The organism is Bordetella bronchiseptica, assembly GCF_900636925.1.
Taxonomy (GTDB): domain Bacteria; phylum Pseudomonadota; class Gammaproteobacteria; order Burkholderiales; family Burkholderiaceae_B; genus Bordetella; species Bordetella pertussis.
In genome coordinates, this window is sequence record NZ_LR134326.1 from 3,825,892 (window position 1) to 3,849,183 (window position 23,292).

General features: G+C 71.8%; 24 protein-coding genes. 17 read left to right on the forward strand and 7 right to left on the reverse strand.

Annotated elements, in window-relative coordinates:
* Positions 1-82 precede the first annotated feature (82 nt).
* Positions 83-574, forward strand: coding sequence for a cupin domain-containing protein (locus EL288_RS17910; protein ID WP_003809162.1), 492 nt, complete (start codon positions 83-85; stop codon positions 572-574).
* Here the strand turns inward: EL288_RS17910 and EL288_RS17915 are convergent.
* Positions 571-1,461: a LysR substrate-binding domain-containing protein gene (locus tag EL288_RS17915; RefSeq protein ID WP_010927823.1), complete on the reverse strand. Its 891-nt coding sequence runs from the start codon at positions 1,459-1,461 to the stop codon at positions 571-573. The two genes, EL288_RS17910 and EL288_RS17915, sit on opposite strands and share 4 nt — an antisense overlap.
* Before the next feature lie 130 nt (positions 1,462-1,591).
* On the opposite strand from EL288_RS17915, the gene EL288_RS17920 reads away from it, so the two are divergent.
* The 5 genes from EL288_RS17920 (at position 1,592) to EL288_RS17940 (ending at position 7,027) form a co-directional block, all read left to right on the forward strand.
* Positions 1,592-1,942, forward strand: coding sequence for a hypothetical protein (locus EL288_RS17920; RefSeq protein WP_003809158.1), 351 nt, complete (start codon positions 1,592-1,594; stop codon positions 1,940-1,942).
* On the forward strand, positions 1,939-2,706 hold the full coding sequence (locus EL288_RS17925; RefSeq protein WP_010926106.1) for a sulfite exporter TauE/SafE family protein: 768 nt from the start codon (positions 1,939-1,941) through the stop codon (positions 2,704-2,706). The genes EL288_RS17920 and EL288_RS17925 overlap by 4 nt, the downstream gene beginning before the upstream one ends.
* A 313-nt stretch (positions 2,707-3,019) precedes the next feature.
* Entirely contained in the window at positions 3,020-3,427 is a 408-nt protein-coding gene (locus EL288_RS17930; protein ID WP_003809153.1) for an Hsp20/alpha crystallin family protein, read from the forward strand.
* Complete coding sequence (lon, locus tag EL288_RS17935) at positions 3,424-5,775, forward strand: endopeptidase La (protein ID WP_003809150.1); 2,352 nt, start codon at positions 3,424-3,426, stop codon at positions 5,773-5,775. Before EL288_RS17930 ends, lon begins: the two co-directional genes overlap by 4 nt.
* Positions 5,776-6,100: 325 nt before the next feature.
* A complete protein-coding gene (locus EL288_RS17940) occupies positions 6,101-7,027 on the forward strand; it encodes an alpha/beta fold hydrolase (protein WP_126621998.1) in 927 nt (308 codons plus the stop codon).
* A 22-nt stretch (positions 7,028-7,049) separates the two neighbouring features.
* Here the strand turns inward: EL288_RS17940 and EL288_RS17945 are convergent, their stop codons facing one another.
* Positions 7,050-7,403, reverse strand: coding sequence for an EF-hand domain-containing protein (locus tag EL288_RS17945; RefSeq protein ID WP_003809146.1), 354 nt, complete (start codon positions 7,401-7,403; stop codon positions 7,050-7,052).
* 315 nt (positions 7,404-7,718) lie between these two features.
* Here EL288_RS17945 and dsrO point away from each other — a divergent pair, with 315 nt between their 5' ends.
* From dsrO to EL288_RS17960, 3 genes are read left to right on the forward strand one after another with little or no spacing between them, the layout of a single operon-like run.
* Positions 7,719-8,492: a sulfate reduction electron transfer complex DsrMKJOP subunit DsrO gene (gene dsrO / locus EL288_RS17950; protein WP_010926104.1), complete on the forward strand. Its 774-nt coding sequence runs from the start codon at positions 7,719-7,721 to the stop codon at positions 8,490-8,492.
* A 13-nt stretch (positions 8,493-8,505) separates the two neighbouring features.
* Positions 8,506-9,540, forward strand: coding sequence for an NrfD/PsrC family molybdoenzyme membrane anchor subunit (gene nrfD, locus EL288_RS17955; RefSeq protein ID WP_010926103.1), 1,035 nt, complete (start codon positions 8,506-8,508; stop codon positions 9,538-9,540).
* A 26-nt stretch (positions 9,541-9,566) separates the two neighbouring features.
* Positions 9,567-12,728, forward strand: coding sequence for a tetrathionate reductase subunit A (locus tag EL288_RS17960; RefSeq protein ID WP_033458731.1), 3,162 nt, complete (start codon positions 9,567-9,569; stop codon positions 12,726-12,728).
* A 10-nt stretch (positions 12,729-12,738) separates the two neighbouring features.
* Here the strand turns inward: EL288_RS17960 and EL288_RS17965 are convergent, their stop codons facing one another.
* From EL288_RS17965 to EL288_RS17985, 5 genes are all read right to left on the reverse strand, one after another.
* Entirely contained in the window at positions 12,739-13,071 is a 333-nt protein-coding gene (locus EL288_RS17965) for a hypothetical protein (protein WP_003809136.1), read from the reverse strand.
* Positions 13,072-13,180: 109 nt separating this feature from the next.
* Positions 13,181-14,602, reverse strand: a complete 1,422-nt coding sequence (locus EL288_RS17970; RefSeq protein ID WP_003809135.1) for an aminotransferase-like domain-containing protein — start codon at positions 14,600-14,602, stop codon at positions 13,181-13,183.
* A gap of 16 nt (positions 14,603-14,618) precedes the next feature.
* Positions 14,619-14,765 (reverse strand): DUF2474 family protein, encoded by a 147-nt coding sequence (locus tag EL288_RS17975; protein ID WP_003809134.1) that lies wholly within the window; start codon positions 14,763-14,765, stop codon positions 14,619-14,621.
* A 10-nt stretch (positions 14,766-14,775) separates the two neighbouring features.
* Complete coding sequence (cydB, locus tag EL288_RS17980; RefSeq protein WP_010926101.1) at positions 14,776-15,783, reverse strand: cytochrome d ubiquinol oxidase subunit II; 1,008 nt, start codon at positions 15,781-15,783, stop codon at positions 14,776-14,778.
* A gap of 1 nt (position 15,784) precedes the next feature.
* A complete protein-coding gene (locus EL288_RS17985; protein WP_080703252.1) occupies positions 15,785-17,173 on the reverse strand; it encodes a cytochrome ubiquinol oxidase subunit I in 1,389 nt (462 codons plus the stop codon).
* A gap of 289 nt (positions 17,174-17,462) precedes the next feature.
* Between EL288_RS17985 and EL288_RS17990 the strand changes: the two genes are divergently transcribed.
* The 8 genes from EL288_RS17990 to EL288_RS18025 all read left to right on the forward strand — a co-directional run bounded on the left by EL288_RS17990 (position 17,463) and on the right by EL288_RS18025 (position 23,291).
* Positions 17,463-18,620, forward strand: a complete 1,158-nt coding sequence (locus tag EL288_RS17990) for a metallophosphoesterase (RefSeq protein WP_033457867.1) — start codon at positions 17,463-17,465, stop codon at positions 18,618-18,620.
* Between the two features lie 167 nt (positions 18,621-18,787).
* A complete protein-coding gene (locus tag EL288_RS17995; RefSeq protein WP_003809130.1) occupies positions 18,788-19,291 on the forward strand; it encodes a VOC family protein in 504 nt (167 codons plus the stop codon).
* Positions 19,292-19,392: 101 nt separating this feature from the next.
* Positions 19,393-20,052: a DNA-3-methyladenine glycosylase family protein gene (locus EL288_RS18000; RefSeq protein ID WP_003809129.1), complete on the forward strand. Its 660-nt coding sequence runs from the start codon at positions 19,393-19,395 to the stop codon at positions 20,050-20,052.
* 58 nt (positions 20,053-20,110) lie between these two features.
* Entirely contained in the window at positions 20,111-21,187 is a 1,077-nt protein-coding gene (gene ada / locus EL288_RS18005) for a bifunctional DNA-binding transcriptional regulator/O6-methylguanine-DNA methyltransferase Ada (RefSeq protein ID WP_003809128.1), read from the forward strand.
* Entirely contained in the window at positions 21,184-21,819 is a 636-nt protein-coding gene (locus EL288_RS18010; RefSeq protein WP_003809127.1) for a 2OG-Fe(II) oxygenase, read from the forward strand. The genes ada and EL288_RS18010 overlap by 4 nt, the downstream gene beginning before the upstream one ends.
* Positions 21,816-22,106, forward strand: a complete 291-nt coding sequence (locus tag EL288_RS18015) for an Ada metal-binding domain-containing protein (protein WP_003809126.1) — start codon at positions 21,816-21,818, stop codon at positions 22,104-22,106. The genes EL288_RS18010 and EL288_RS18015 overlap by 4 nt, the downstream gene beginning before the upstream one ends.
* A gap of 37 nt (positions 22,107-22,143) precedes the next feature.
* Positions 22,144-22,671 carry a hemerythrin domain-containing protein gene (locus EL288_RS18020; protein WP_003809125.1) on the forward strand — a complete coding sequence of 176 codons (528 nt, stop codon included), beginning with the start codon at positions 22,144-22,146 and terminating at the stop codon, positions 22,669-22,671.
* Positions 22,672-22,871: 200 nt separating this feature from the next.
* On the forward strand, positions 22,872-23,291 hold the full coding sequence (locus EL288_RS18025; protein ID WP_003809124.1) for a nuclear transport factor 2 family protein: 420 nt from the start codon (positions 22,872-22,874) through the stop codon (positions 23,289-23,291).
* The last annotated feature ends 1 nt before the right edge of the window (position 23,292 follow it).

The following is a 23,292-nucleotide window of genomic DNA, read 5'->3' on the forward strand; positions in this document are numbered from 1 at the left end:
TCGCTCACAGCCGTGATGTTAGCCGGCCGGACGGCGCCATTGGGTTTAGACTGGCGCCACCGACGTCCGCGAGCAGCCCGCCATGACCGACCCCGCCGCCACCCTGATCCGCCGCCTGGGCCTGCTGCCGCACCCCGAGGGCGGCCACTACCGCGAAACCTACCGCGCCGACGATGCCGTGACGCGCGCCGACGGCGCGCGCCGCGCGGCCAGCACCGCCATTCTGTACCTGCTGTGCGACGGCGCCTGGTCCACCTGGCATCGCATCCGCGCCGACGAGCTGTGGCATTTCCATGCCGGCGCGCCGCTGCACATCCACGTGCTGGCGTCCGACGGCGGCTACCGGCGCCTGCGGCTGGGCAACACGCTGGAAGATGCCGGCGCCGAGTTCCAGGCGGTGGTGCCGGCCGGCAGCTGGTTCGCCGCCGAGCTGGCCCGGCCGGGCGGCTACGCCTTGGCCGGCTGCACGGTGGCACCGGGCTTCGAATTCAGCGAGTTCGAACTGGCCGACGCCGCCGTGCTGCGGCGCCTGTACCCCGCGCAGGCCGACCTGATCGCGCGGCTGGCCCGCTAGGGGGCTTCAGCCAGGGCGTGCGCCACGAACTGGCGCGCATAGGACGGCAAGGCGTCGGGATCGCGCACGCACAGCATCAGGTCGCGCTCGGCCCAGTCGTCGGACAGGCGCAGGCGCCGGATGCGGCCCGCGCGCGCCGCGCGCAGGGCCGCGGTGCGCGGCACGATGGCCACGCCGATGCCATGCCCGACCATGTCGCAAATGGCGTCGAAGCTGCGCAGGCGCACGCGGTAATTGAGCACCTGCCCGGCGCGGCGCGCATGCTGGCCGATATGCGCCTGCAAGGCGCTGCCCTCGACCAGGCCGACGAAATCCAGCGCCGCCACGTCGGCCAGGCTGACCGCGGCGCGGCCCGCCAGCGCGTGCCCGCGCGGCACCGCCACCACCAGCGGATCATGGCGGAACGTGCGCGCCTGCAGGCCGTGCAGGTCGGCCGAATCGGCCAGCACGCCGATGTCGCACGTCCCGGCGCGCAGCGCATCGGCGATCTCGCGGCTCAGGCGCTCCTCCAGGTCGACCGACACTTGCGGGTGGGCGGCCAGGAAACCCGCCAGCACGGCCGGCAGGTGCTCGCTGAGCGCGGCCGTATTGCACAACAGGCGCACATGGCCCTTGAGCCCCTGGCCGTACTGGCCCAGTTCGCCGCGCAACCGGTCCATCTGCAGCAGCACGGCGCGCGCATGATGCAGCAGCGTGCGGCCGGCCGCGGTGGGCTGCACGCCATAGCGCTCGCGCAGCAGCAGCGCCACGCCCAGCGCGCCTTCCATGCCGCGCACCCGTTCGCTGGCCGAGGCCAGCGTCATGTGCGAGCGCCGCGCGCCGGCGGTGATGGTGCCGGCCTCGCATACGTTGAGGAACAGGCGCAGGTCGGTGAGGTCGAAACGCATGGCCCAGCGTAGCACGGCCAGCCTCTGGCCCGCCCTGATCCTGGATACGAGACATCCCGATAGGCCGGGGCGCGCCGGCGCCGCACAATGAACGCTCCCGCCGCGCTCGCGGCGCCTTCGGAGCCCCGCCATGCATCCTCTTTCCCGCATCGCCGCCGCCCTGCTCGCCACGCTGCCGGTGTTCGCCGCGCAGGCCGACAGCCCCGCGCAGCAATACGGCCTGGCGCTGGAAGCCCAGACCGCCGGCGACTATCCGCGCATGCTGTCCCTGCTGCAAAGCGCCGCCGGCGCCGGCCACGCGCCGGCGCAACAGACGCTGGGCCTGGCGCTGCTGGGCGGCCCGGCACTCTATGGCCAGGCCATAGCCTCGGACCCTTGCGCGGCGCGCCATTGGCTGGCGCGCGCCGCGCGCGCGCAGGGCGATGCGCCGCCCGCGGTGTTCGCCCGCCCGCGCGCCCAGTTGCCGGCCTGCCAGCCATGAGCGGCATCGACGCCGCGGGCCTGGGCGCCCCCGCCGCGCTGGCGCTGGCCGGCGCGGTCTTCCTGCTGGCCGGCGCGGTCAAGGGCGTGGTGGGTTTGGGCCTGCCCACGATTTCCATGGCCTTGCTGGCGCTGCTCATGCCGCCGGCGCAGGCGGCGGCGCTGCTGATCGTGCCCTCGCTGGTCACCAACCTGTGGCAGGCCGGCCCGCTGGCCAGCCTGCGGCGCGTCTGGCGCCGCATCGCCGGCATGCAGGCCGGCGTATGCGTGGGCACGCTGGGCGGGGCCTGGTGGTTCGGCGCGCCGGCAGGCGCCTGGGCCGCCGGCGCGCTGGGCGCCGCGCTGCTGGCCTACGCCGGCTGGGGCCTGCTGGGGCGCCCGCCGCGCGTGCCGGCGCGCGCCCAGCCCTGGCTGGGCCCGCTGGTCGGCGCGCTGACCGGCCTGGTCACGGCGGCCACCGGCGTCTTCGTGGTGCCCGCCGTCCCCTATCTGCAGGCGCTGGGCCTGGACAAGGACGAACTGGTGCAGGCCATGGGCATCTCCTTCTCGGTGTCCACGCTGGCGCTGGCCGCGGGCCTGGGCTTGACCGGCCATTACGGCGGCGGCGCGGCCGCCGTCTCGCTGGCCATGCTGGCCCCGGCGCTGGCGGGCATGGTGTGCGGCCAGCGGCTGCGCCACGCGCTCTCGCCGCAACGCTTCCGACTCTGCCTGTACGCCAGCCTGGCGCTGCTGGGCGCCTACCAGATCGTGCAGGCACGCTGGTGAGCCGGCGCCTGTCCCGGTTGAGGCTGACACCTGCGGCAGGGCGTGGCGCCTGTCCCCGGACGGGCGCTGACATCCGCGGCGCGGTGTGCCTGTCCCCACTGGGACAGGCACACCGCTCTACGCCATGAACGGGACGGCCAAGACGGTATCTGTCCCCGCTGGGACAGGCACCCCGTGCGCTTGAGCGCGAAGCGCAACGGCGCGCAAGGGTCTACACTGGATTGGACCTGCGAGCGCCGCCGCGCTCGGCTTGCCAGCTTGAAAAGCCAGCGTGGCGTCGCCACTTACCCTGTATGGAACAGAGGGCGAGTACATGAGATCGCGCGACTTTTCATCCTGGATCTGGGGCGATGCCCTGTCCCTGCTGCAGCAGGCCGATCGCCTGCACCGGCAACTGCTGCGCACCGGCCCGGCGCAGGCGCCCTGCTGGGAGCCCCCGGTGGACATGATCGAAACCGAGAGCGCCGTCCTGATCTACGTGGCGCTGCCCGGCGTGGCCGCCGGCGACGTGGCGGTGCGCTTCGATCCCGATGGCATCAGCATTTCCGGCGTGCGCCCCTTGCCGGCGCTGCGCAACGCCCGCATCCACGGGCTGGAAATCCCCTATGGCCGCTTCCAGCGGCGCATCCGCCTGCCCCTGCATGCCCTGGAGCCCGAGGCCCCGACGCTGGCCGACGGCTGCCTGACCCTGACCCTGAAAAAACTGAGGGAGGCCCCATGACGGACCCGCGCACCCTGCCCGAAGACGCACGCATCATCATCCCGTTGCGCGACGCCGTGCTGTTTCCCGGCGTGCTCTCGCCCGTTACCGTACACCGCCAGAGCTCGGTGGCCGCCGCCCAGGAGGCCGTCAAGAACGAACGCCCGCTGGGCTTCCTGCTGCAGCGCGATCCGCAGAAGAACGACGTCGGCCCGGACGATCTGTACTGGGTCGGCACCGAAGGGCCGGTGGCGCGCTACATCACCGGCCAGGAAGGCGCGCACCACCTGCTGGTGCAGGGCCAGGCGCGCTTTCGCGTGCTCGAATTCCTGGAAGGCTGGCCGTTCCTGGTGGCGCGGGTGGCCCTGGTCGACACGCCCGCGGCCAGCGACAGCCAGACCGAGGCGCGCTTCCTGCAGCTCAAGCAGCAGACCATCGACGCCATCGCGCTGCTGCCCAACGTGCCCGACGAGCTGGCCGACGTGGTGCGCGGCATCGAATCGCCCGCGCTGCTGGCCGACATGGTCACCAACCTGATCGACATCAAGGCCGGGCAGAAGCAGGACATCCTCGAGACCTTCGACCTGGCGCGCCGCCTGGACAAGGTCATCGAACTGCTGGCCGCGCGCCTGGAAGTGCTGCGCCTGTCCAAGGAAATCGGCGAGCGCACGCGCGCGCAGTTCGACGAACGCCAGCGCGAGACCGTGCTGCGCGAACAGCTGCGCCAGATCCAGAAGGAGCTGGGCGAGACCGACGACGGCGCGGCCGAGGCCGCGCAGCTGAAAGAGACCATCGAACAGGCCGGCATGCCCGAGGAAGTGCTCAACCACGCCCGCAAGGAACTGAGCCGCCTGCAGCGCATGGGCGACGGCAGCGGCGAATACGCCATGCTGCGCACCTACCTGGAGTGGCTGACCGAACTGCCCTGGAAGCACGAGCCGCAGCAGGCCATCGACCTGGCCGAGGCGCGCCGCGTCCTGGACGAAGACCACTTCGGGCTGGACAAGATCAAGCGCCGCATCCTCGAATACCTGGCGGTGCGCAAGCTGAATCCGGAAGGCCGCAGCCCCATCCTGTGCTTCGTCGGCCCGCCGGGCGTGGGCAAGACCTCGCTGGGCCAGTCGATCGCGCGCGCCACCGGCCGCGCCTTCCAGCGCGTGGCGCTGGGCGGCGTGCATGACGAAGCCGAAATCCGCGGCCACCGCCGCACCTACCTGGGCGCGCTGCCGGGCAACATCATCCAGGCCGTGCGCCGCGCCGGCACCGGCAACCTGGTGCTGATGCTCGACGAAATCGACAAGCTGGGCGCCGGCGGCTTTCATGGCGACCCGGGCAGCGCGCTGCTGGAAGTGCTCGACCCCGAGCAGAACCACAAGTTTCGCGACAACTACCTCGCGGTGGACTACGACCTGTCGCACGTGATGTTCATCTGCACGGCCAACGTGCTGGACACCGTCCCCGGCCCCTTGCGCGACCGCATGGAGATCATCGACCTGCCCGGCTACACCGAGGAAGAGAAGATCCAGATCGCGCGCCGCTACCTGATCAAGCGCCAGCTGGAGGCCAACGGGCTGCGGCCCGAACAGGCCGACATCACCGACGCGGCGCTGGCGGCCATCGTGGGCGACTACACGCGCGAGGCCGGCGTGCGCAATCTCGAGCGCGAGATCGGCTCGGTGCTGCGCCACGCCGCCATGCAGGTGGCCGAAGGCAAGGCCGGGCACGTCTCCATCGACGCCGCCGACCTGGGCGCCACCCTGGGCCCGCGCCGCTTCGAGAACGAGGTCGCGCTGCGCACCAGCCTGCCGGGCGTGGCCACCGGCCTGGCGTGGACGCCGGTCGGCGGCGACATCCTCTTCATCGAGGCCAGCAAGGTGCCCGGCAGCGGCCGCCTGATCCTGACCGGGCAGCTGGGCGACGTCATGAAGGAGTCGGCCCAGGCCGCGCTGACGCTGGCCAAGACCTGGAGCGGCGACGCGCTGGAGAAGGTCGATATCCACATCCACGTGCCGGCCGGCGCCACGCCCAAGGACGGGCCCAGCGCCGGCGTGGCGATGTTCGTGGCGCTGGCCTCGCTGCTGTCGGGCCGGCCGGTGGACGCCAACGTGGCCATGACCGGCGAGGTCAGCCTGCGCGGGCTGGTGCTGCCCATCGGCGGCATCAAGGAGAAGACCCTGGCGGCGCTGCGCGCCGGCATCACCACCGTGATGCTGCCGCGCCGCAACGAGAAAGACCTCGACGACGTGCCGGCCGAAGCGCGCCGCAAGCTGCGCTTCGTGCTGCTGGACCGCGTCGAGGACGCGCTGCGCTGCGCGCTGGGCGACGAACCCCAGGCCGAGGACGAGCCGGCGGCGCGGGCGACGGGCTAGCGCGGCCTCCAGGTGCCTGTCCCGGCGGGGACAGGCACCCTCGCGCCCTCCGCGGGGAACAGATACCGTCTTGGCAGTCAACCGTTCATGGCGTAGAGCGGTGTGCCTGTCCCAGTGGGGACAGGCACACGCTGCCGCAAACGGCGGTATCGAAAGGTGTCGGCCCTGGTCGCGACGCCCCGGGCGGGCATACGACTGTACGCATCTGGACGAGTCCTGTGACGCTTGTTACGGGCTGGATTTCTATCATAGGCAGGCAAGCCCGGGCGCGCCGACCGGCGCGCGTGTCCACCATGCCGCGGCACGCCGCGGTGGGAGTTTGCCGATGACCCAATCCAGCCAGACCACCTCCCCGAGCGCGGACGCCCGTGTCAAGCATCGCTACCTGGACCTCGACGAGCTGCGCATTTTCTATCGCGAAGCCGGCCCCGCGGACGCGCCGGTCGTGCTGCTGCCGCATGGCTATCCCTGTTCGTCGTTCCAGTACCGCGATTTCATGCCCGCGCTGGCCGACCAATGGCGGCTGCTGGCGCCGGACTTTCCCGGCTTCGGCTACAGCGACACGCCGGACACGGCGCGCTTTGCGTGCGACTTCGAGCACTACACCGACTTCCTGCAGCAGTTCGCCCATGCGCTGGGGCTGCCCAGCTATGCCCTCTACCTGCACGACTACGGTTCGCAGATCGGCCTGCGCCTGGCCATGCGCGAGCCGGACAAGGTCAGCGGCCTGATCATCCAGAACGGCGACATCTACGAAGACGAGCTGGGCCCGCGCTACGCCCCGCTGCAGGCGTATTGGGCCGACCCCACGCTGGAGGGCCGCTACAAGCTGAGCCTGGCGGTCAGCGAGGAAGGATTGCGCGACGAATTTCTCAACGACCTGCCCGACGAGCAGGCCGACTGCATCACCCCGGACATGTGGAAGCTGGCCTGGGCGCTGCTGCGCGAACCGCGCCGCCGCGAGATCATGGTGGGGCTGATGGAGGGGCTGGAAGACAACCTGGCCTGGTTTCCGCGCTACCAGGCCTACCTGCGCGAGCGCCAGCCGCCCACGCTGATCGTCTGGGGCGTGCACGACGGCTACATGCCCGAAGCCGCGGCGCGCGCCTATCTGCGCGACCTGCCCGACGCCGAACTGCATCTGCTGCCGGCCGGCCACTGGGCGCTGGAAACCCATCTCGCGCCCATCGTGGCGCTGACGCGCGCGTTCCTGCAGCGGGTGCACGCCACGCCGAACTTCCCGCCGCCCTGAGCGGCGGCGGGCGCGGGCCGCGCTACTTCAGTTCGCCGCCGCGGCTGGCGGTGGCGAAGTCGCGCATCACCTGGCCCAGGAACTCCTGGCGGCTGACGCGCCCGTCCTTGTTGGCGTCCATGGCGGTGAACTGCGCGTCGGAGACTTCCTGGGGCAGTTCCTGGCGGGTGAGGCTGCCGTCGCCGTTGGCGTCCAGCTTGGCGAACGACGCTTCCATGAAGGCCTGGTACTCCTTCTGGCTGACGCCGCCGCTCTTGTCGGTGTCCAGGTGCTGCAGCTGGTCCGGTGTCAGGCTCGCGCCCGATTGGGCCAGGACCGCGCCCGAGGTGGCCAGCAGCGCCGCGCACGCCGCGCTCGCGATGATCGTTTTCTTCATGCTTGCCTCGCTATGGGTTGATGACCGACCGGCCGCAGGCAGGCGCCGCAACGCCTCGCCCACGCGCCAGGGTGGCAGACACCTTAGCATCTCGCCCCGAAAAAAGTGACGGCCTCGCGCCGCGCTGACATGAAGCGGCACGTTTTTTACATCGCCTCATAAATACCGCGCCGCTTTACTACGGTCTTGACCCATATCAAGGCTTTATATAACTACGAGTGATAAGTTTATGGCTCGAATCACCGGGAACGGGACAGGCGGCGCACCCAGGCCCGGGCGGCAGCGGCTACCGGCCCAAAGACAAGCTGCAGGACTATGCACAACGCGCCCTCCTCCGACCGGCCTCCCGCGCCCGGCAAACGCGGTTTTCTCAAGGAATTGCTGGGGCTGGCCGCCACGGCCACCGTCATCCCCATCGCCCCCGAAGCGCGCGCCGGCATGAACGCCCAGCCGCCGCGCCGGCCCGGCGCCGCGGGCAAGCGCTACGGCATGGTGGTCGACCTGCGCAAATGCATCGGCTGCCAGGCCTGCACGGTCAGCTGTTCGATGGAAAACCTGCCGCCCATCGGGCAATTCCGCACCACCGTGCTGCAGTACGAGGTGCTGCCCGACGATGGCGGCCCCTGTTCGATGGTGATGCTGCCGCGCCTGTGCAACCACTGCGACAACCCGCCGTGCGTGCCGGTGTGCCCGGTGCAGGCCACCTTCCAGCGCGAGGACGGCATCGTGCTGGTGGACAACGAACGCTGCGTGGGCTGCGGCTATTGCGTGCAGGCCTGCCCCTACGACGCCCGCTTCATCAACCACGAGACCCAGACCGCCGACAAGTGCACGTTCTGCGAGCACCGCCTGGAGGCGGGCCTGCTGCCGGCCTGCGTGGAGAGCTGCGTGGGCGGGGCGCGCGTCATCGGCGACCTGAACGACCCCGCCAGCGCCGTCTCGCGCCTGCTGGCCGAGCACCGCGACGAGGTCAAGGTGCTCAAGCCCGACATGCGCACCGATCCGCATGTGTATTACATCGGCCTGCCCGACGCGTTCGTCAACCAGATCGATGGCCAGGCCGGCGTGCGCCTGGCCGGCCGGCACTGAAGGCGAGGCATCCATGCGCATCTCGGAACTCATCACTCCCGTCTACGACGCGGCCTGGCTGCCCTGGGCCGTGCAGTACTTCTTCCTGATCGGCATCAGCGCGGCCACCGCGCTGACCGCGTCGGCCTGCGCCTTCGGCCGGCCCGGCTCGGCGCGCGCGCGCCTGCTGCCGGCCGCCATCGCGGTGCTGGCCGTCAGCGCCGTGGCCGCGCCGGTGTCCCTGCTGGCCGACCTGCACCAGCCCGGCCGCTTCTGGCATTTCTACACGCAGGCCACGCCCTGGTCGTGGATGTGGCTGGGCGCGCTGCTGCTGCCGCTGTACGCGGCGCTGGCGCTGGGCCTGTGCGCGGCGTGGTGGCTGGGCTGGCGGCGCGCCATGCGGGCGCTGGCCGTGCCCCTGGCGCTGTCGGCGCTGTCCATCCTGGTCTATACCGGCTCGGAGGTCATGGTGCTGCGCTCGCGCCCGCTGTGGCACACGGTATTCCTGCCCATCAATTTCGCGCTGACCGGCTGGCTGGGCGCGCTGGGCGCCATGCTGCTGCTGGGCCGCTGGCTGCCGGGCGGCCTGGCCGCCGTGCCGATGGCGCTGCTGCGCCGCCTGGCCATGGCCGCGCTGGCGGCGCTGGCCGCGAGCGCGGGCGCCTGGGCCGTGCTCGGCCTGCTGGGCCACGAGCCCTCGTTCGACGCCGCGCTGCGCCTGTTCGCGCAGTTCCCGGCCTGGCGCGCCAGCCTGGCCGGCGCGATCGCCACCGGCCTGTGCATGGCGGCGCTGCTGCAGATGCGCCCCGCCCGGCTGGCCGGCCCGGCCGCCTCGCTGGCCCTGGCGCTGACCCTGCTGGCGGCGGCCTGGACCTTCCGCTGGGTCGTCTTCATGAATGTGCAGGGCGTGCCCAAGTACGGCGCCGGCCTCTACCTGTACGACATGCCCTGGGGCAGCGACGGATTGCTGGGCATGGCGGGCGTGCTCGGCCTGTGCGTGGCGCTGGTCGCCGCCCTGGCCTGGGCGCTGGAACGCTTTCCCGCGCGCACCGCCGCCCCGGCCCGCTGAACCCGAATACCTCATACGGACATTCCATGCCCAAGCAGCACCCCACCCCCGACCCCAACGCGCCGGCCGACGCGCGCCGCCGCAAGCTGATCGCCCGCGGCGGCGCCGTGGCCGGCGGCATGGCCGCCTTCGCCACCGGCTACGGCGAAACCGTGGCCCGCGCCGTCAAGGGCCTGGCCCAGGGCAGCGCCGGCGCGCCCACCGCCGACGCCTTGCGCGGCAATTCGCTCACCCCGGAATTCCGCATCGATCCGGTCACCGGCGCGCTGTCGGCCCAGCCGGGCCAGACCGTCAGCCCCTCCAGCTGCCTGGGCTGCTGGACCCAGTGCGGCGTGCGCCTGCGCGTGGACACGGAAACCAACCGCATCCTGCGCGTGGCGGGCAACCCCTACCACCCGCTGGCCACCACGCAGCCGGCGCCCATGCACGCGCCGGTGCGCGAGGTCTACGCCCGGCTCGGCGGCGACAACGGCCTGGAAGGCCGCGCCACCTCGTGCGCGCGCGGCTCGGCCATGCTGGAGCAGCTGACCAGCCCCTACCGCGTGCTGCAGCCGCTCAAGCGGGTCGGCCCGCGCGGCGCGGGCCAGTGGCGCACCATTTCGTTCGAGCAGCTGGTGGAAGAAGTGTGCGAAGGCGGCGACCTGTTCGGCGAAGGCCATGTGGACGGCCTGCGCGCCATCTACGACCCGGTCACGCCGCTGGATCCCGACAACCCCGAATACGGACCGCGCTCGAACCAGCTGCTGTTCACCGACTCGGCCAACGAAGGCCGCACGCCGCTGATCCAGCGCTTCGCCGCGCAGTCGTTCGGCACCGTCAACGTATCCAACCACGGCTCGTACTGCGGCCAGAGCTTCCGTGTCGGCACCGGCGCCGCGTTCGGCGACCTCAAGGGCATGCCGCACGGCAAGCCGGACTGGACGCGCGCGCGCTTCGGCCTGTTCATCGGCACGGCGCCGGCGCAGTCGGGCAACCCGTTCCAGCGCCAGGGCCGCCAGCTGGCCGAGGCGCGCGTGCGCGACGACGGCGCGGGCTTTCATTACGTGGTGGTCTCGCCGGTGCTGCCCGCCAGCGCCAGCCTGGCGGCCGGCAGCGGCAACGAATGGCTGGCGGTCGACCCGGCCGGCGACCTGGCGCTGGTCATGGGCATGATCCGCTGGATACTCGAGCACGACCGCTACGACGCCGCCATGCTGTCGCAGCCCGGTCCGGCCGCCATGGACGCGGCCGGCGAAGCGGCCTGGACCAACGCCACCCACCTGGTCATCGACGCCCCCGGACACGCCCGCCACGGCAGCTGCCTGCGCGGCGCCGACCTGGGCTGGCCGCGCGCCGGCGCCGACCCGCAGGCCGAGGACGTCTACGTGGTGCAACGGCCCGACGGCACGCTGGCCCCGCATACCCATGCCGGCCCCGCCGCGCTGTTCGTCGAGCGCGACCTGCCCGCCGAAGGCGTGGCGCCCGGCCTGGGCGGCGTGCGCGCCAGCTCGGCGCTGGCGCTACTGCGCCGCGAGGCGCGCCGCATGACGCTGGACGAATACGCCCGGCACAGCGGCGTGCCCGCCGCGCGGATCGCCGGGCTGGCCGAACGCTTCACCAGCCACGGCAAGCAGGCGGTGGCCGACGCGCATGGCGGCACCATGAGCGGCGCCGGGTTCTACACGGCCTACGCCATCGCCATGCTCAACACCCTGGTGGGCAACCTCAACGTGGCCGGCGGGCTGGTGCTCGACGGCGGCCCGTTCGCGCCCTACGGCAAGGGCCCGCGCTACGACATCGCCGGCTTTGCCGGCCGCGTCGCGCCGCGCGGCGTCTCGCTGTCGCGCAACCGCTTCCCCTACGAGAAAAGCAGCGAGTACCGCCGCAAGGCCGAAGCGGGCCAATCGCCCTACCCGGCGCGCTCGCCCTGGTATCCGGCGACCGGCGCGCTGAGCTCGGAAATGCTCGCCTCGGCGCTGGCCGGCTACCCCTATCGCGCCAAGGTGTGGCTCAACCACATGAGCAACCCCGTCTACGCCATCGCGGGGCTGAAGAACGTGATCGCCGACAAGCTGCGCGACCCCGGCCTGCTGCCGCTGTCCGTGTCGATCAATGCCTTCATCAACGAAACCAACGCGCTGGCCGACTACATCGTGCCCGACACCATCACCTACGAAAGCTGGGGCGTGTCGGCGCCCTGGGCAGACGTGCAGGCCAAGGCCTCGACCGTGCGCTGGCCGGCCGTGGCGCCGCGCGTGGCGCGCACCGCGGACGGCGAGCCGGTGTGCCTGGAGTCGTTCCTGATCGCGTGCGCCAAGCGGCTGGGCATGCCCGGCTTCGGCGCAGATGCGATCGCCGGCCGCGACGGCCGGCGCCATGCGCTGGATACGGCCAGCGACTTCTTCCTGCGCGGCATGGCCAACATGGCCTATGCCGGCGGCGCGCCGGTGGCCGAGGCCAGCGAGGACGACCTGGCCCTGACCGGCGTGGACCGCCACGCCGACCTGCTGCGGCGCACGCTGCACGAAGACGAATGGCGCCGCGTGGCACTGCTGATGAGCCGCGGCGGCCGCTTCGACGCGGCCGAGGACGTCTGGCGCGACGGCCGCGTCCACCCGCCCTACCGCAAGCCGCTGCACGTCTGGAGCGAAGACCTGGCGCGCATGCGCCATGCGATGACCGGCGAGCCCTACAGCGGCTGCCCCACCTGGTACCCGACCCGGCTGGCCGACGGCCGCGCCATGCGCGAGCAATATCCGCAGGCCGACTGGCCGTTCCTGCTGAGCTCGTTCAAATCCAACCTGATGAGCTCGATGTCGATCGGCGTGAGCCGGCTGCGCCAGGTGCACCCGCACAACCCGGTCTCGATCAGCCGCGCCGACGCCTCGCGCCTGGGCATCGGCAATGGCGACGCGGTGCGCATCGTCACGCCGGGCGGCGCGGTCACCGGGCTTGCGCTGGTGCGCGACGGCGTGCAGGCCGGCGCCATCGCCATCGAGCACGGCTACGGCCACACCGAACTGGGCGCGCGCGCCCATGTGGTCGACGGCCAGCCCATGCCGCACGACCCGGCGCTGGCCGCCGGCGTCAATCTCAATGACCTGGGCTTTGGCGACGCCACCCGCGCGCTGCGCGACAACGTGTGGATCGACTGGGTATCCGGCGCCGCCGTGCGTCAGGGCCTGCCCGCGCGGCTAGAGAAGGCCTAGGCGGCGGGCCTCAGGCCAGCGGCTTGAGGCCCACGCTGTAGGCCGCCGCGTTGCCGCGCGCAGCGGCCTTGATCTTCAGCATCGAGGCGCCGGGCGCGTACTCGAAATCCTGGTAGGCCACCTCGAACCACTGGTGGAAACTGGTGCGGGCGAACTCGGGCACCCACACCTTGGCGCGCGCGTCGTCGCAATGGAACTCGACCCGCGTGCGGTCGATATTGAGCGGCCGCCCGCTGCCGATGCGGTAGCTGGCGCGCAGCTCGGCGCTTTCGGCCTGGCCCGGCGTCCAGGGCAGGCCGATGGCCTGCATGAATTGCTTGATCGCTTCGTGGCCGCGATACATGTCATGACACTCCGTCGAAACAGGCTTGCATGATACCTGCTGGCGTCACGTTCATGCGTATGCGGTGCCTGTCCCCGCGGGGACAGGCACCAAGGTCTGGCGCGGGCCTTCAGCACTGCCGCGCGATCAGCTTGCCCAGCGTGGCCAGGCCGTCCTGCGCGCGCGCGTCGAAGGGGTGGCCGTAGTTCAGCCGCAGGCAATGGCGAAAGCGGTCCTGCACCGAGAAGATCGGCCCGGGCGCGGTGCTCACGCCCAGCGACAGCGCGGCGCGGTGCACCGCCAGCGCATCGACCTGCGGCGGCAGCGCCACCCACAGGAAGTACCCGCCGTCGGGGTGGGTGGTGCGCGTGCCCGGCGGGAAATGCCGGGCGATCGCCTCCATGACCTGGTTGCGCTGCTGCTCCAGCGTCTGGCGCAGTTGCCGCAGGTGGCGGTCGTAGCCGCCATGCTCCAGGTAGGTGGCCAGCGCCGCCTGCGACGGCGCCGACGTCGACAGCGACAGCGCCAGCTTGCCGCGCAGGATCCGGTCGGCATAACGCCCGCCCAGCACCCAGCCGATGCGCCAGCCCGGCGCCAGGCTCTTGGAGAACGACGAACAGCTCATCACGATGCCGCTCTCGTCATAGGCCTTGGCCGGCAGCGGCCGCTGCGCGCCGAAGTACAGCTCGCTGTAGACGTCGTCCTCGATCAGCGGCACGTCGCGCGCGGCCAGCAGTTCGACCAGGGCGCGCTTCTTGCCCTCGGGCATCAGGCTGCCCAGCGGATTCTGGAAATTGGTCATCAGCCAGCAGGCGGCCGGCCGGTGCGTGTCGATGGCGCGCGCCAGCGCATCGAGCTCGATGCCCTCGCGCGGATGGGCCGGCACCTCGATGGCGCGCAAGCCCAGCCGCTCCAGCGATTGCAGGGCCGAGTAGAACGTGGGCGATTCGATGAGCACCGAATCGCCCGGCCGCGTCACCGCGCCCAGGCACAGGTTCAGGGCCTCCAGCGCGCCGTTGGTGATCACGATGTCCTCGGTGCGCACCTGCACGCCGTCGGCCAGGTAGCGCAGCGCGATGGCGCGGCGCAGCCGCGTGTTGCCCGCGCTCAGGTCGTCGACCGAGCTCCAGGGGTCCAGCGCCGCGACGCTGGAAGCCATGGCGCGCGCCAGCCGCGCGTGCGGAAACAGCGAGGGATGCGGAAACGCCGAGCCGAACGGCACCACGTCGCGCCGCATGGTCAGCTGCAGCACGTGCAGCACCCGGTCGCTGACATCCACGTCCACGCGCCGCGACTCGGCCGGCGCGCCGGCCTCCAGTTCGGGCGGCAACGCCTTGGGCTTGCCCACCACGTAGTAGCCCGAACGGTCGCGCGCGCGGATCAGGCCGCGCGCCTCCAGCAGGTAATAGGCCTTGAAGACCGTGGTGGCGCTCAGGCCGCGGCTGGCGCTGGTCTGGCGCACCGACGGCAGGCGGTCGCCGGCGCGGCGCGTGCCGGCCTGGATCGATGCGGTGATTTCGTCGGCAAGCACTTCATAGCGCTTCAGCTTCAATTCGCGGCCCCGGTCGTCACGGCGTCAAGCCGGCCAGTTTCATGATCAGTTTCAGTCCGCCGGCCGCCAGCCCCAGGCCGGCCACGCCGCCGGCCCACAACAGCGCCAGCCAGCCCAGGCGGCGCAGCGTCGACGCGGGTCTGTCCAGGGCATCTTCCATCATGGCGGCCTCCTCAGTGATAGCCGTCGCCGGCGCGTACCTTGCCGCGGAACACGTAGTACGACCAGGCAGTGTAAGTCAGGATGATGGGCACGATGAACAGCGCCCCCACCAGCGCGAAGCCCTGGCTCTGCGGCGGCGCGGCCGCCTCCCACAGGGTGACGCCGGGCGGAATCGCGTGCGGCCACAGGCTGATGCACAGGCCGCTGTAGCCCAGGAACACCAGCGCCAGCGTCAGCAGGAACGGCGCCATGTCCGGCTGCCCGCGCAAGGCGCGCAACAGCCCCCAGGCCGCCGCCAGCACCAGCACGGGCACCGGCGCGAACGCGTAGAAATTGGGCAGGCTGAACCAGCGCCGGGCAATGGCCGGCTCGATCAGCGGCGTCCAGACGCTGATGACCGCGATCACCGCCAGCAGCGCGCCGGTCAGCGGGCGCGCCGCCACGATCATGCGCTGCTGCAGCGCGCCCTCGGTCTTCATGATGAGCCAGGTGCAGCCCAGCAAGGCGTACGCCACCACCAGGCCCGCGCCGCAAAAGAGCGAGAACGGCGTGACCCAGCCCCACGGGCCGCCCTGGTACGCGCCGTCGACCAGCTCGATACCCTGCAGGTACGCGCCGAGCGTGGCGCCCTGGAAGAAGGCCGCGGCCACCGAGCCGCCGATGAAGGCGCGGTCCCAGAACGGACGATGATGTTCGTCGGCCTTGAAGCGGAACTCGAACGCCACGCCGCGAAACACCAGGCCCAGCAGCATGAACACCAGCGGCAGGTACAGGGCGCCGAGCACCACGGCATACGCGCGCGGAAAGGCCGCCAGCAGGCCCGCGCCGCCCAGCACCAGCCAGGTCTCGTTGCCGTCCCAGACCGGCGCCACCGTGTTCATCATGACGTCGCGGTCCGACTTGCCGGGCAGCAGGGGAAACAGCACGCCGATGCCCAGGTCGAAGCCGTCCATCACCACATACATCATCACGCCGAACAGAATGATGATGGCCCAGATCAGCGAAAGATCGACACCCATTTCACAGCCCTCCCTGCTGCGCCGCGGCCAGCGGACGCTGGACCAGCCCCGGCTCGCCGCCGGCCGGCGCGCTGCCCGACGGGCCGCGCGCGATCAGGCGCAGCACGTAGGCGATGCCGGCGCCGAACACGATCAGATAGACGAACACGAACAGCAGCAGGGTCAGCGTCAGCGCCGGCACGCCGTGCGGGGTCGCCGCGTCGGCCGTGCGCATCAGCCCCTGCACGATCCATGGCTGGCGGCCGATCTCGGTCGTGTACCAGCCCGCCAGGATCGCGACCAGCCCCGACGGCCCCATCGCCAGCGCGAAGCGCTGCAGCGCGCGCGAGTCGTACAGCCGGCCGCGCAGCCGCGCCCAGCCGGCCCACGCGGCCAGCGCGATCGCCAGCATGCCCAGCCCCACCATCACGCGGAAACTCCAGAACACCACGGTCGCGTTGGGACGGTCGGCCGGCGGATACGACTTCAGGCCGGGAAACTGGCCGTCCAGGCTGTGGGTCAGGATCAGGCTGCCCAGGCGCGGCACGCTCAGCGCGTAGCGCGTGGTCTCGGCCTGCATGTCCGGCACGCCGAACAGGTGCAGCGGCACGCCCTCGCCCGGCACGTTTTCCCAATGCCCCTCGATGGCGGCGATCTTGGCCGGCTGGTGCTTGAGCGTATTGATGCCGTGCATGTCGCCCACCACGGCCTGCAGCGGCGCGGCGATGGCCAGCATGCCCAGCGCCATGGCGAACATCCTGCGCACCGCCGGCGTGCGGTGGCCGCGCAGCAGGTGCCAGGCGCCCGAAGCGGCCACCAGCAGCGCGGTGGCCAGGAAGGCGGCGATGCCCATGTGCGCCAGGCGATACGGAAAGGACGGATTGAAGATCACCGCCAGCCAGTCCACCGGCACCACCCGCCCATCGACGATCTCGTAGCCGGCCGGCGTCTGCATCCAGCTGTTGGAAGCCAGGATCCAGGTGGCCGAGACCAGCGTGCCCAGCGCCACCATGATGGTCGAGAAGAAATGCAGGCGCGGCCCCACGCGCGACCAGCCGAACAGCATCACGCCAAGAAAGCCCGCCTCCAGGAAGAACGCGGTCAGCACCTCGTAGGCCAGCAGGGGCCCCGTGATGCTGCCGGCAAACTCGGAGAAGGCGCTCCAGTTGGTACCGAACTGGTAGGCCATCACCAGGCCCGACACCACGCCCATGCCGAAGTTGACGGCGAACACCTTGCTCCAGAAATGGTACAGATCGCGATACACCGTATCGCGGGTGCGCAGCCAGCATCCTTCGAGCACGGCGAGATAGCTCGCCAGGCCGATAGTGATGGCCGGGAAGATGATGTGAAAGGAAATCGTGAATCCGAACTGAATCCGGGCCAGGAGTAGGGCTTCGCTACTCATCATGTGTGGCTCCCGCGGGCATCGTGCCTGTCAAAAACGGTCTCCGGGAAGGTCCCGGAGCACGGCTTTGATGCTACGCAGCATGCCGAAATCAGTACAGATTCAATTGATGGTAAAAAAAGCATATCAGTTGTTGGCGTTTCCGGGCGGTGGCACGGTGGCATGGTGCCTGTCCCCACGGGGACAGGCACCCGGAAGGCGCGCCGCGCTGCACGGTGCCTGTCCCACCGGGGACAGGCACCCCAGCGGCCGCACGCTAAGATGCAAGGCATTGCCGCCCTCCCTGCCCGCCATGTCGCTGCGCCGCTCCGCCTTTTTCATCCGCTTCCTGACGCTGGGCGCCCTGGCGCACGTGTACGTGGGCGCGCGCCTGATTCCCGACGCCGGCCTGCCGGCCGCCGGCGTCGCCGCCGCCATCCTGGCCCTGTGCGCCAGCTGCGTGCTGATCCCGCTGGGCATGGCCAGCCACGCTTCGGGGCGCCAGCCCTGGGGCGACCGGCTGGCCGCCGTGGGCCTGGTGGCGATGGGGTATTTCTCGTCGCTGTTCGTGCTGACCGTGCTGCGCGACGCGGCGCTGCTGCTGGCCTGGCTGGCCGCGCTGGCCGCGCTGCCCGTGCCCATGGATGCGCTGCGCGCCGCCTCGGCGCCGGCCGTGCCGCTGCTGGCGCTGGCCGCCACGCTGCTCGGTCTGGCCAATGCGCGGCGGCGCGCCCGCGTGGTGACGGTGGACGTGCCCATCGACGCGCTGCCCGCCGCGCTGCAGGGCTACACCATCGTGCAGATCAGCGACCTGCACGTCGGCCCCACCATCAAGCGGCGCTACCTGCAGGCCGTCGTCGACGCCGTCAACGCGGCCGGACCGGACCTCGTCGCCGTCACCGGCGACGTGGTCGACGGCCCGGTGGCGCACCTGGCGCCGCACACCCAGCCGCTGGCCGCGCTGCGCGCGCCCGACGGCGTCTACCTGGTGACCGGCAACCACGAATACTATTCGGGCGCGGCGGCCTGGGTGCAGGAATTCCGCCGCCTGGGCCTGTGCGTGCTGCAGAACGAACACCGCGTCGTGCGGCGCGGCGACGCCGCGCTGGTGGTGGCCGGCGTCACCGACTACGGCGCCGCGGCGTTCGACGCCAGCCAGCGCAGCAACCCCGCGCAGGCCCTGGCCGGCGCGCCGGCCAGGGCCGCCGTGCGCCTGCTGCTGGCCCACCAGCCGCGCAGCGCCGCCGCGGCCGCGCCGCTGGGCTACACGCTGCAGTTGTCCGGCCATACCCACGGCGGCCAGTTCCTGCCCTGGAACTGGTTCGTGCGCCTGCAGCAGCCCTTCACCGCCGGCCTGCACCGCTACGGCCCGATGTGGGTCTATACCAGCCGCGGCACCGGCTACTGGGGCCCGCCCAAGCGCCTGGGCGCCCCCTCCGAGATCACCCGGGTGCGCCTGGTCCGCGCCTGATCCGGCCCCGGCCGCGCCTGTCGCAAACACCCCGGCACATTGTCGCGATTGCCCGTCGCGGGCGCGCGTTTTTTGCGGCACAGTGAGTGCTGCACCCACTGCCCGCGCCGCCGCGCCTGCTCCAGGCCGGCGCCGCCGGCGCCTCCCCTTCCTGCCGGAGACACCCCATGGCCACCGCCGTCAAACCCATCCCCGAGGGCATGCACACCCTCACGCCGCACATCATCTGCGCCGGCGCCGCGCGCGCCATCGATTTCTACATCAAGGCATTCGGCGCGGTCGAAATGGCGCGCCTGGCCGGCCCCGACGGCCGGCTGATGCATGGCGCCGTACGCATCGGCGATTCGACCCTGATGCTGATGGACGCCTTCCCCGAGTGGGACACCCCCGACCCCAAGGCGCTCAACGGCACGCCGGTCGTGCTGCACCTGTACGTCGAAGACGTGGACGCCGCCCACGCGCAGGCGGTGGCGGCCGGCGCCACCTCCGTGATGCCGGTCACCGACATGTTCTGGGGCGACCGCTATGGCCAGGTGCGCGACCCGTTCGGCCACCTGTGGTCCATCGCCACGCACAAGCAGGACCTCACGCCCGAGCAGATCGCCGAGGCCGCCCGGAACGCGCCGCCCTGCCCGGACGTCGCCGAGCAGGCCGGCAAGGCGCGCGAGTAGCGCGCCGGCCGGGGACCGGCGCAAGCCCGGGCAAGAAACCGGGTGCGCGCCGGCGCGCGCTATCCTAGTGTCATGGCCCCACTGCCGCGCCCACGCCGACCATGACCGCCGCCACCCTCAGCCCTGCCGCCTACGCCCACGCCGAGCGCTTTCTCGCCGGCCTGGACGCCGACTGGCGCAGGCACGTCGCCGCCACCGGCGCCTGCCTGCACCGCCCCTTGCCGGCGCGCGAACCCTATGAAGCGCTGGTGCGCGCCATCGCCTACCAGCAGTTGCACGCGCGCGCCGGCGACGCCATCGTTGGACGCCTGCTGGCGCTGTTTCCCGGCGGCGCCTTTCCCGCTCCCGGCCAATTGCTGGCCGCCGACCCGGCCGCCTTGCGCGCCTGCGGCTTTTCGGCGGCCAAGACCCAGACCATCCTGGGCATCGCCCAGGCCGCGCGCGACGGCGTGGTGCCGGACCGGCGCGCCGCGCGGCGCATGAGCGACCAGGCGCTGGTCGAGCGCCTGACCACGCTGCGCGGCGTGGGCCGCTGGACCGTGGAAATGCTGCTGATCTACACGTTGGCGCGCGCCGACATCCTGCCGGCCGACGACTTCGGCGTGCGCGACGGCTACCGGCGCCTCAAGGGCGGCGCCGCCACGCCCACCGCGCGCCAGATGCGCGACATCGGCCAGGCCTGGGGGCCGTACCGCACGCTGGCGGCCTGGTATCTGTGGCGCGTGCCGCCCGAGGCGCGGATTCGCGCGCAAGAAACGTAGTGCTTGCGGCGCAATCGCGCCCTACATTGCAGCCATACGCCACTGCCCGAACCCCGCCATGAACCTCCCCGTCCGCCCCGCTCCAGCCTACGCCACGCCCGAAGCGCGCTGGGCCGCCGTCCAGGCGCGCGACCCGGCGGCCGACAGCCACTTCGTCTATGCCGTGCGCACCACCGGCGTGTACGGCCGGCCCAGCAGCGCGGCGCGCCTGCCGCGCCGCGAGAACGTGGAGTTCTTCGACAACGCCGAGGCGGCGCGCGCCGCCGGCTACCGGCCCAGCCGCCACAACGCGGCCGACCGCACCGTCACCGCGCGCCAGCACAGCGCGCTGGTGGCCGCCGCCTGCCGCCATATCGAGCAAGCCGACACCCCGCCCACGCTCGAGGCACTGGCCGCCCACGTGGGCCTGAGCCCGTTCCACCTGCACCGCCTGTTCAAGGCCGAAACCGGCCTCACGCCCAAGGCCTATGCCAGCGCCCAGCGCGCGCGCCGCCTGCGCGCCGAGCTGGGCGAATCGGCCAGCGTCACGGCGGCCATCTACGACGCCGGCTTCAATTCCAACAGCCGCTTCTACGAGGCCTCGCAGCAACTGCTGGGCATGGCGCCGCGCGCCTACCGCGCCGGCGGCGCCAACGCCCGCATCCGCTTCGCCGTCGCCCAGTGCGCGCTGGGCGCCATCCTGGTGGCGCAAAGCCAGCTCGGCATCTGCGCCATCCTGCTCGACGACGACCCCGACTACCTGGTGCGCCAGTTGCAGGACTTGTTCCCGCGCGCCACGCTGATCGGCGGCGACGCCGGCTTCGAGCGCCTGGTGGCCGAGGTGGTGGGCTTTGTCGAAGCGCCCGCCCTGGGCCTGAACCTGCCGCTGGACGTGCGCGGCACCGCCTTCCAGGAGCGCGTCTGGCAGGCGTTGCGCGAAGTGCCGCCGGGCGCCACCGTCAGCTACACCGACATCGCCGAGCGCATCGGCGCGCCCAAGGCCGTGCGCGCCGTGGCGCAGGCCTGCGCAGCCAACCGGATCGCGGTGGCCATCCCGTGCCACCGCGTAGTGCGGCGCGACGGCGACCTGTCCGGCTACCGCTGGGGCGTGGACCGCAAGCGCGAACTGCTGCGCCGCGAAGCGGCCACCCCATGACGCCCGCCCTGACGCCCGGTATCCTGCAAGCCGGCGCCGCGGCCATCGCCGCCCTGGACCGCGCCGCCCTGCACGCGCGGCTGGACCGCGACGGCTGGGCCCTGCTGCCCGCGCTGTTCGACGCGCCGGCCATCGCCGCGCTGCTTGCCTGCCTGCCGCCGCAAGGCCCGGGCGTCGCGGCCGGCGCGTTCGCGCCGCTGCATGCCGCGCTTTACGCGCAGCTCGCGCCGCTGGCCAACGCCTGGGCGCAAACCCTGCAGACCGGCTGGCGCTATCCGGCCTCGGCGCCGGCCGGCGCGCAGCCCGATATCCGCCTGGACATCGTCGAGACCGGCCACGCGCGGCCGCTGACGCAGCACGAACCCGCGCCCGACGTCTTCCCGCTGCAGCTCGTCGCCCTGCTGTCGGACCCGAAGCGCGACTTCGCAGGCGGCGAACTCGTGCTCACCGAGCAGCGCCCGCGCATGCAATCGCGCCCCATCGTCATCCCCCTGCGACAGGGCGACGCCGCGCTCATTCCCACCGCCCACCGGCCCTGCCGCGGCGCGCACGGTTTCTACCGCGCCAGCCTGCGGCAGGCCATCAGTCCGGTGCGCGCCGGCCGGCGCGTCGGCCTGGCGCTGCTGCCATGAACACGCCCGCGCGCCGCTGGCGCCTGATCGGCGCCGATGGACAGCCCTTGCTCAGCGCCGAGCCCGGCACGTTGGGCGGCCACCGCCGCGGCCGCCTCTACGGCCGCCTGGATTGCCGCGCCGCCGCGCGCGCGCTGGCGCAAGGCGGCTATGCCGCGCAGCGCGTCTTCTTCCTGGACGAGGCCAGCGCCGTCGCCGCCGGCTACCGTCCCTGCGCGGTCTGCATGCCGCAGGCCTACGCCGCCTGGAAAACCGCCCGCGCCCACAAGCGCGCCGCCATGGAGTAAAACAGGCAGGACGCTCCTGCCATCCGGAACCGCCGCCATGTCCTCCGCCTTTCCCGCGCCCGCCCCCGATTTCGACCAGCCCCTGCAATTGCTGGCCGCCTGTCACGGCCGCATCGAACGGCAGTGCGCCACGCTCGAACGCCTGGCCGCCCACCTGCGCGCGCAGGGCAGCGACGACGCGGCGCGCACCGCCGCCGCCAGCGTCATGCGCTACTTCGACAGCGCCGCCGTCAAGCACCACGAGGACGAGGAACAGGATCTGTTTCCCGCCCTCATCGAATCCATGGCCGGCTCCGACGCCGTCTGCCTGCGCCAGCTGGTCGGCTCGCTGACCGACGAGCACCGCGCCCTGGGCAGCGCCTGGCGCCGCGTGCGCGAGGTGCTGCAGCAAGTCGCCGACGGCCAGGGCGCCGCCTTCGCGCCCGGCCAGGCCGAAGACTTCATCGCCGCCTATCGCGCCCACCTGCGCCGCGAAGACGAAGAACTGCTGCCGCTGGCCGAGCGCCTGCTCGACGACGGCGCGCTGGCCGACATGGCGCAGGCCATGCGCGACCGGCGCAGCTAGGCCGCCGCCGCCTCCCTCCCCCGCACCGACCGCGCGTCGCCGCGCGCGGCGCCCTGCTTGCGCCCGAATTCATTCGGCGCACGCCGTTGACAAACACGCGCCGTCCAAATAGGATCCCGATCTAGAAATTTTGGGATCCCGTTTTTGCGCGCGGCGCCGCCGGCCGGGCTGTCCTGTTTCATCTACCCAAGGAGACTTCGATGACGTGGAGAGTGGATTTGATTGCGCAGCACATCGAGGTGGAGAACCGCCACCTCATGGACGAGATGCTGGCCACGCTGGCCGACGAGAACCCGGTGCGCGACGAAGTGGCCGGCCGCGTCTATCGCGGCAAGGACCAGGTCGCCGCGCGCTACGCCGAACTGTGGCAGGCCTTCCCGGATTTCAACGTGCGCCCGGTGCGCTACACCGAACAGGAAGGCATCGTCGTCATGGAAGCCATCTACACCGGCACCCACCGCGGCGCCTACCTCGGCCTGCCCGGCTCGGGCAAGTCGTTCAACGTGCGCCTGGTCAACGTGTTCGGCTTCGACGACGAGCGCATCGAAAGCGAAACCATCTACATCGACCTGGCCGGCCAGCTGCGCCAGCTCGGCATCACCGCGATCCCGCGCAACTGAG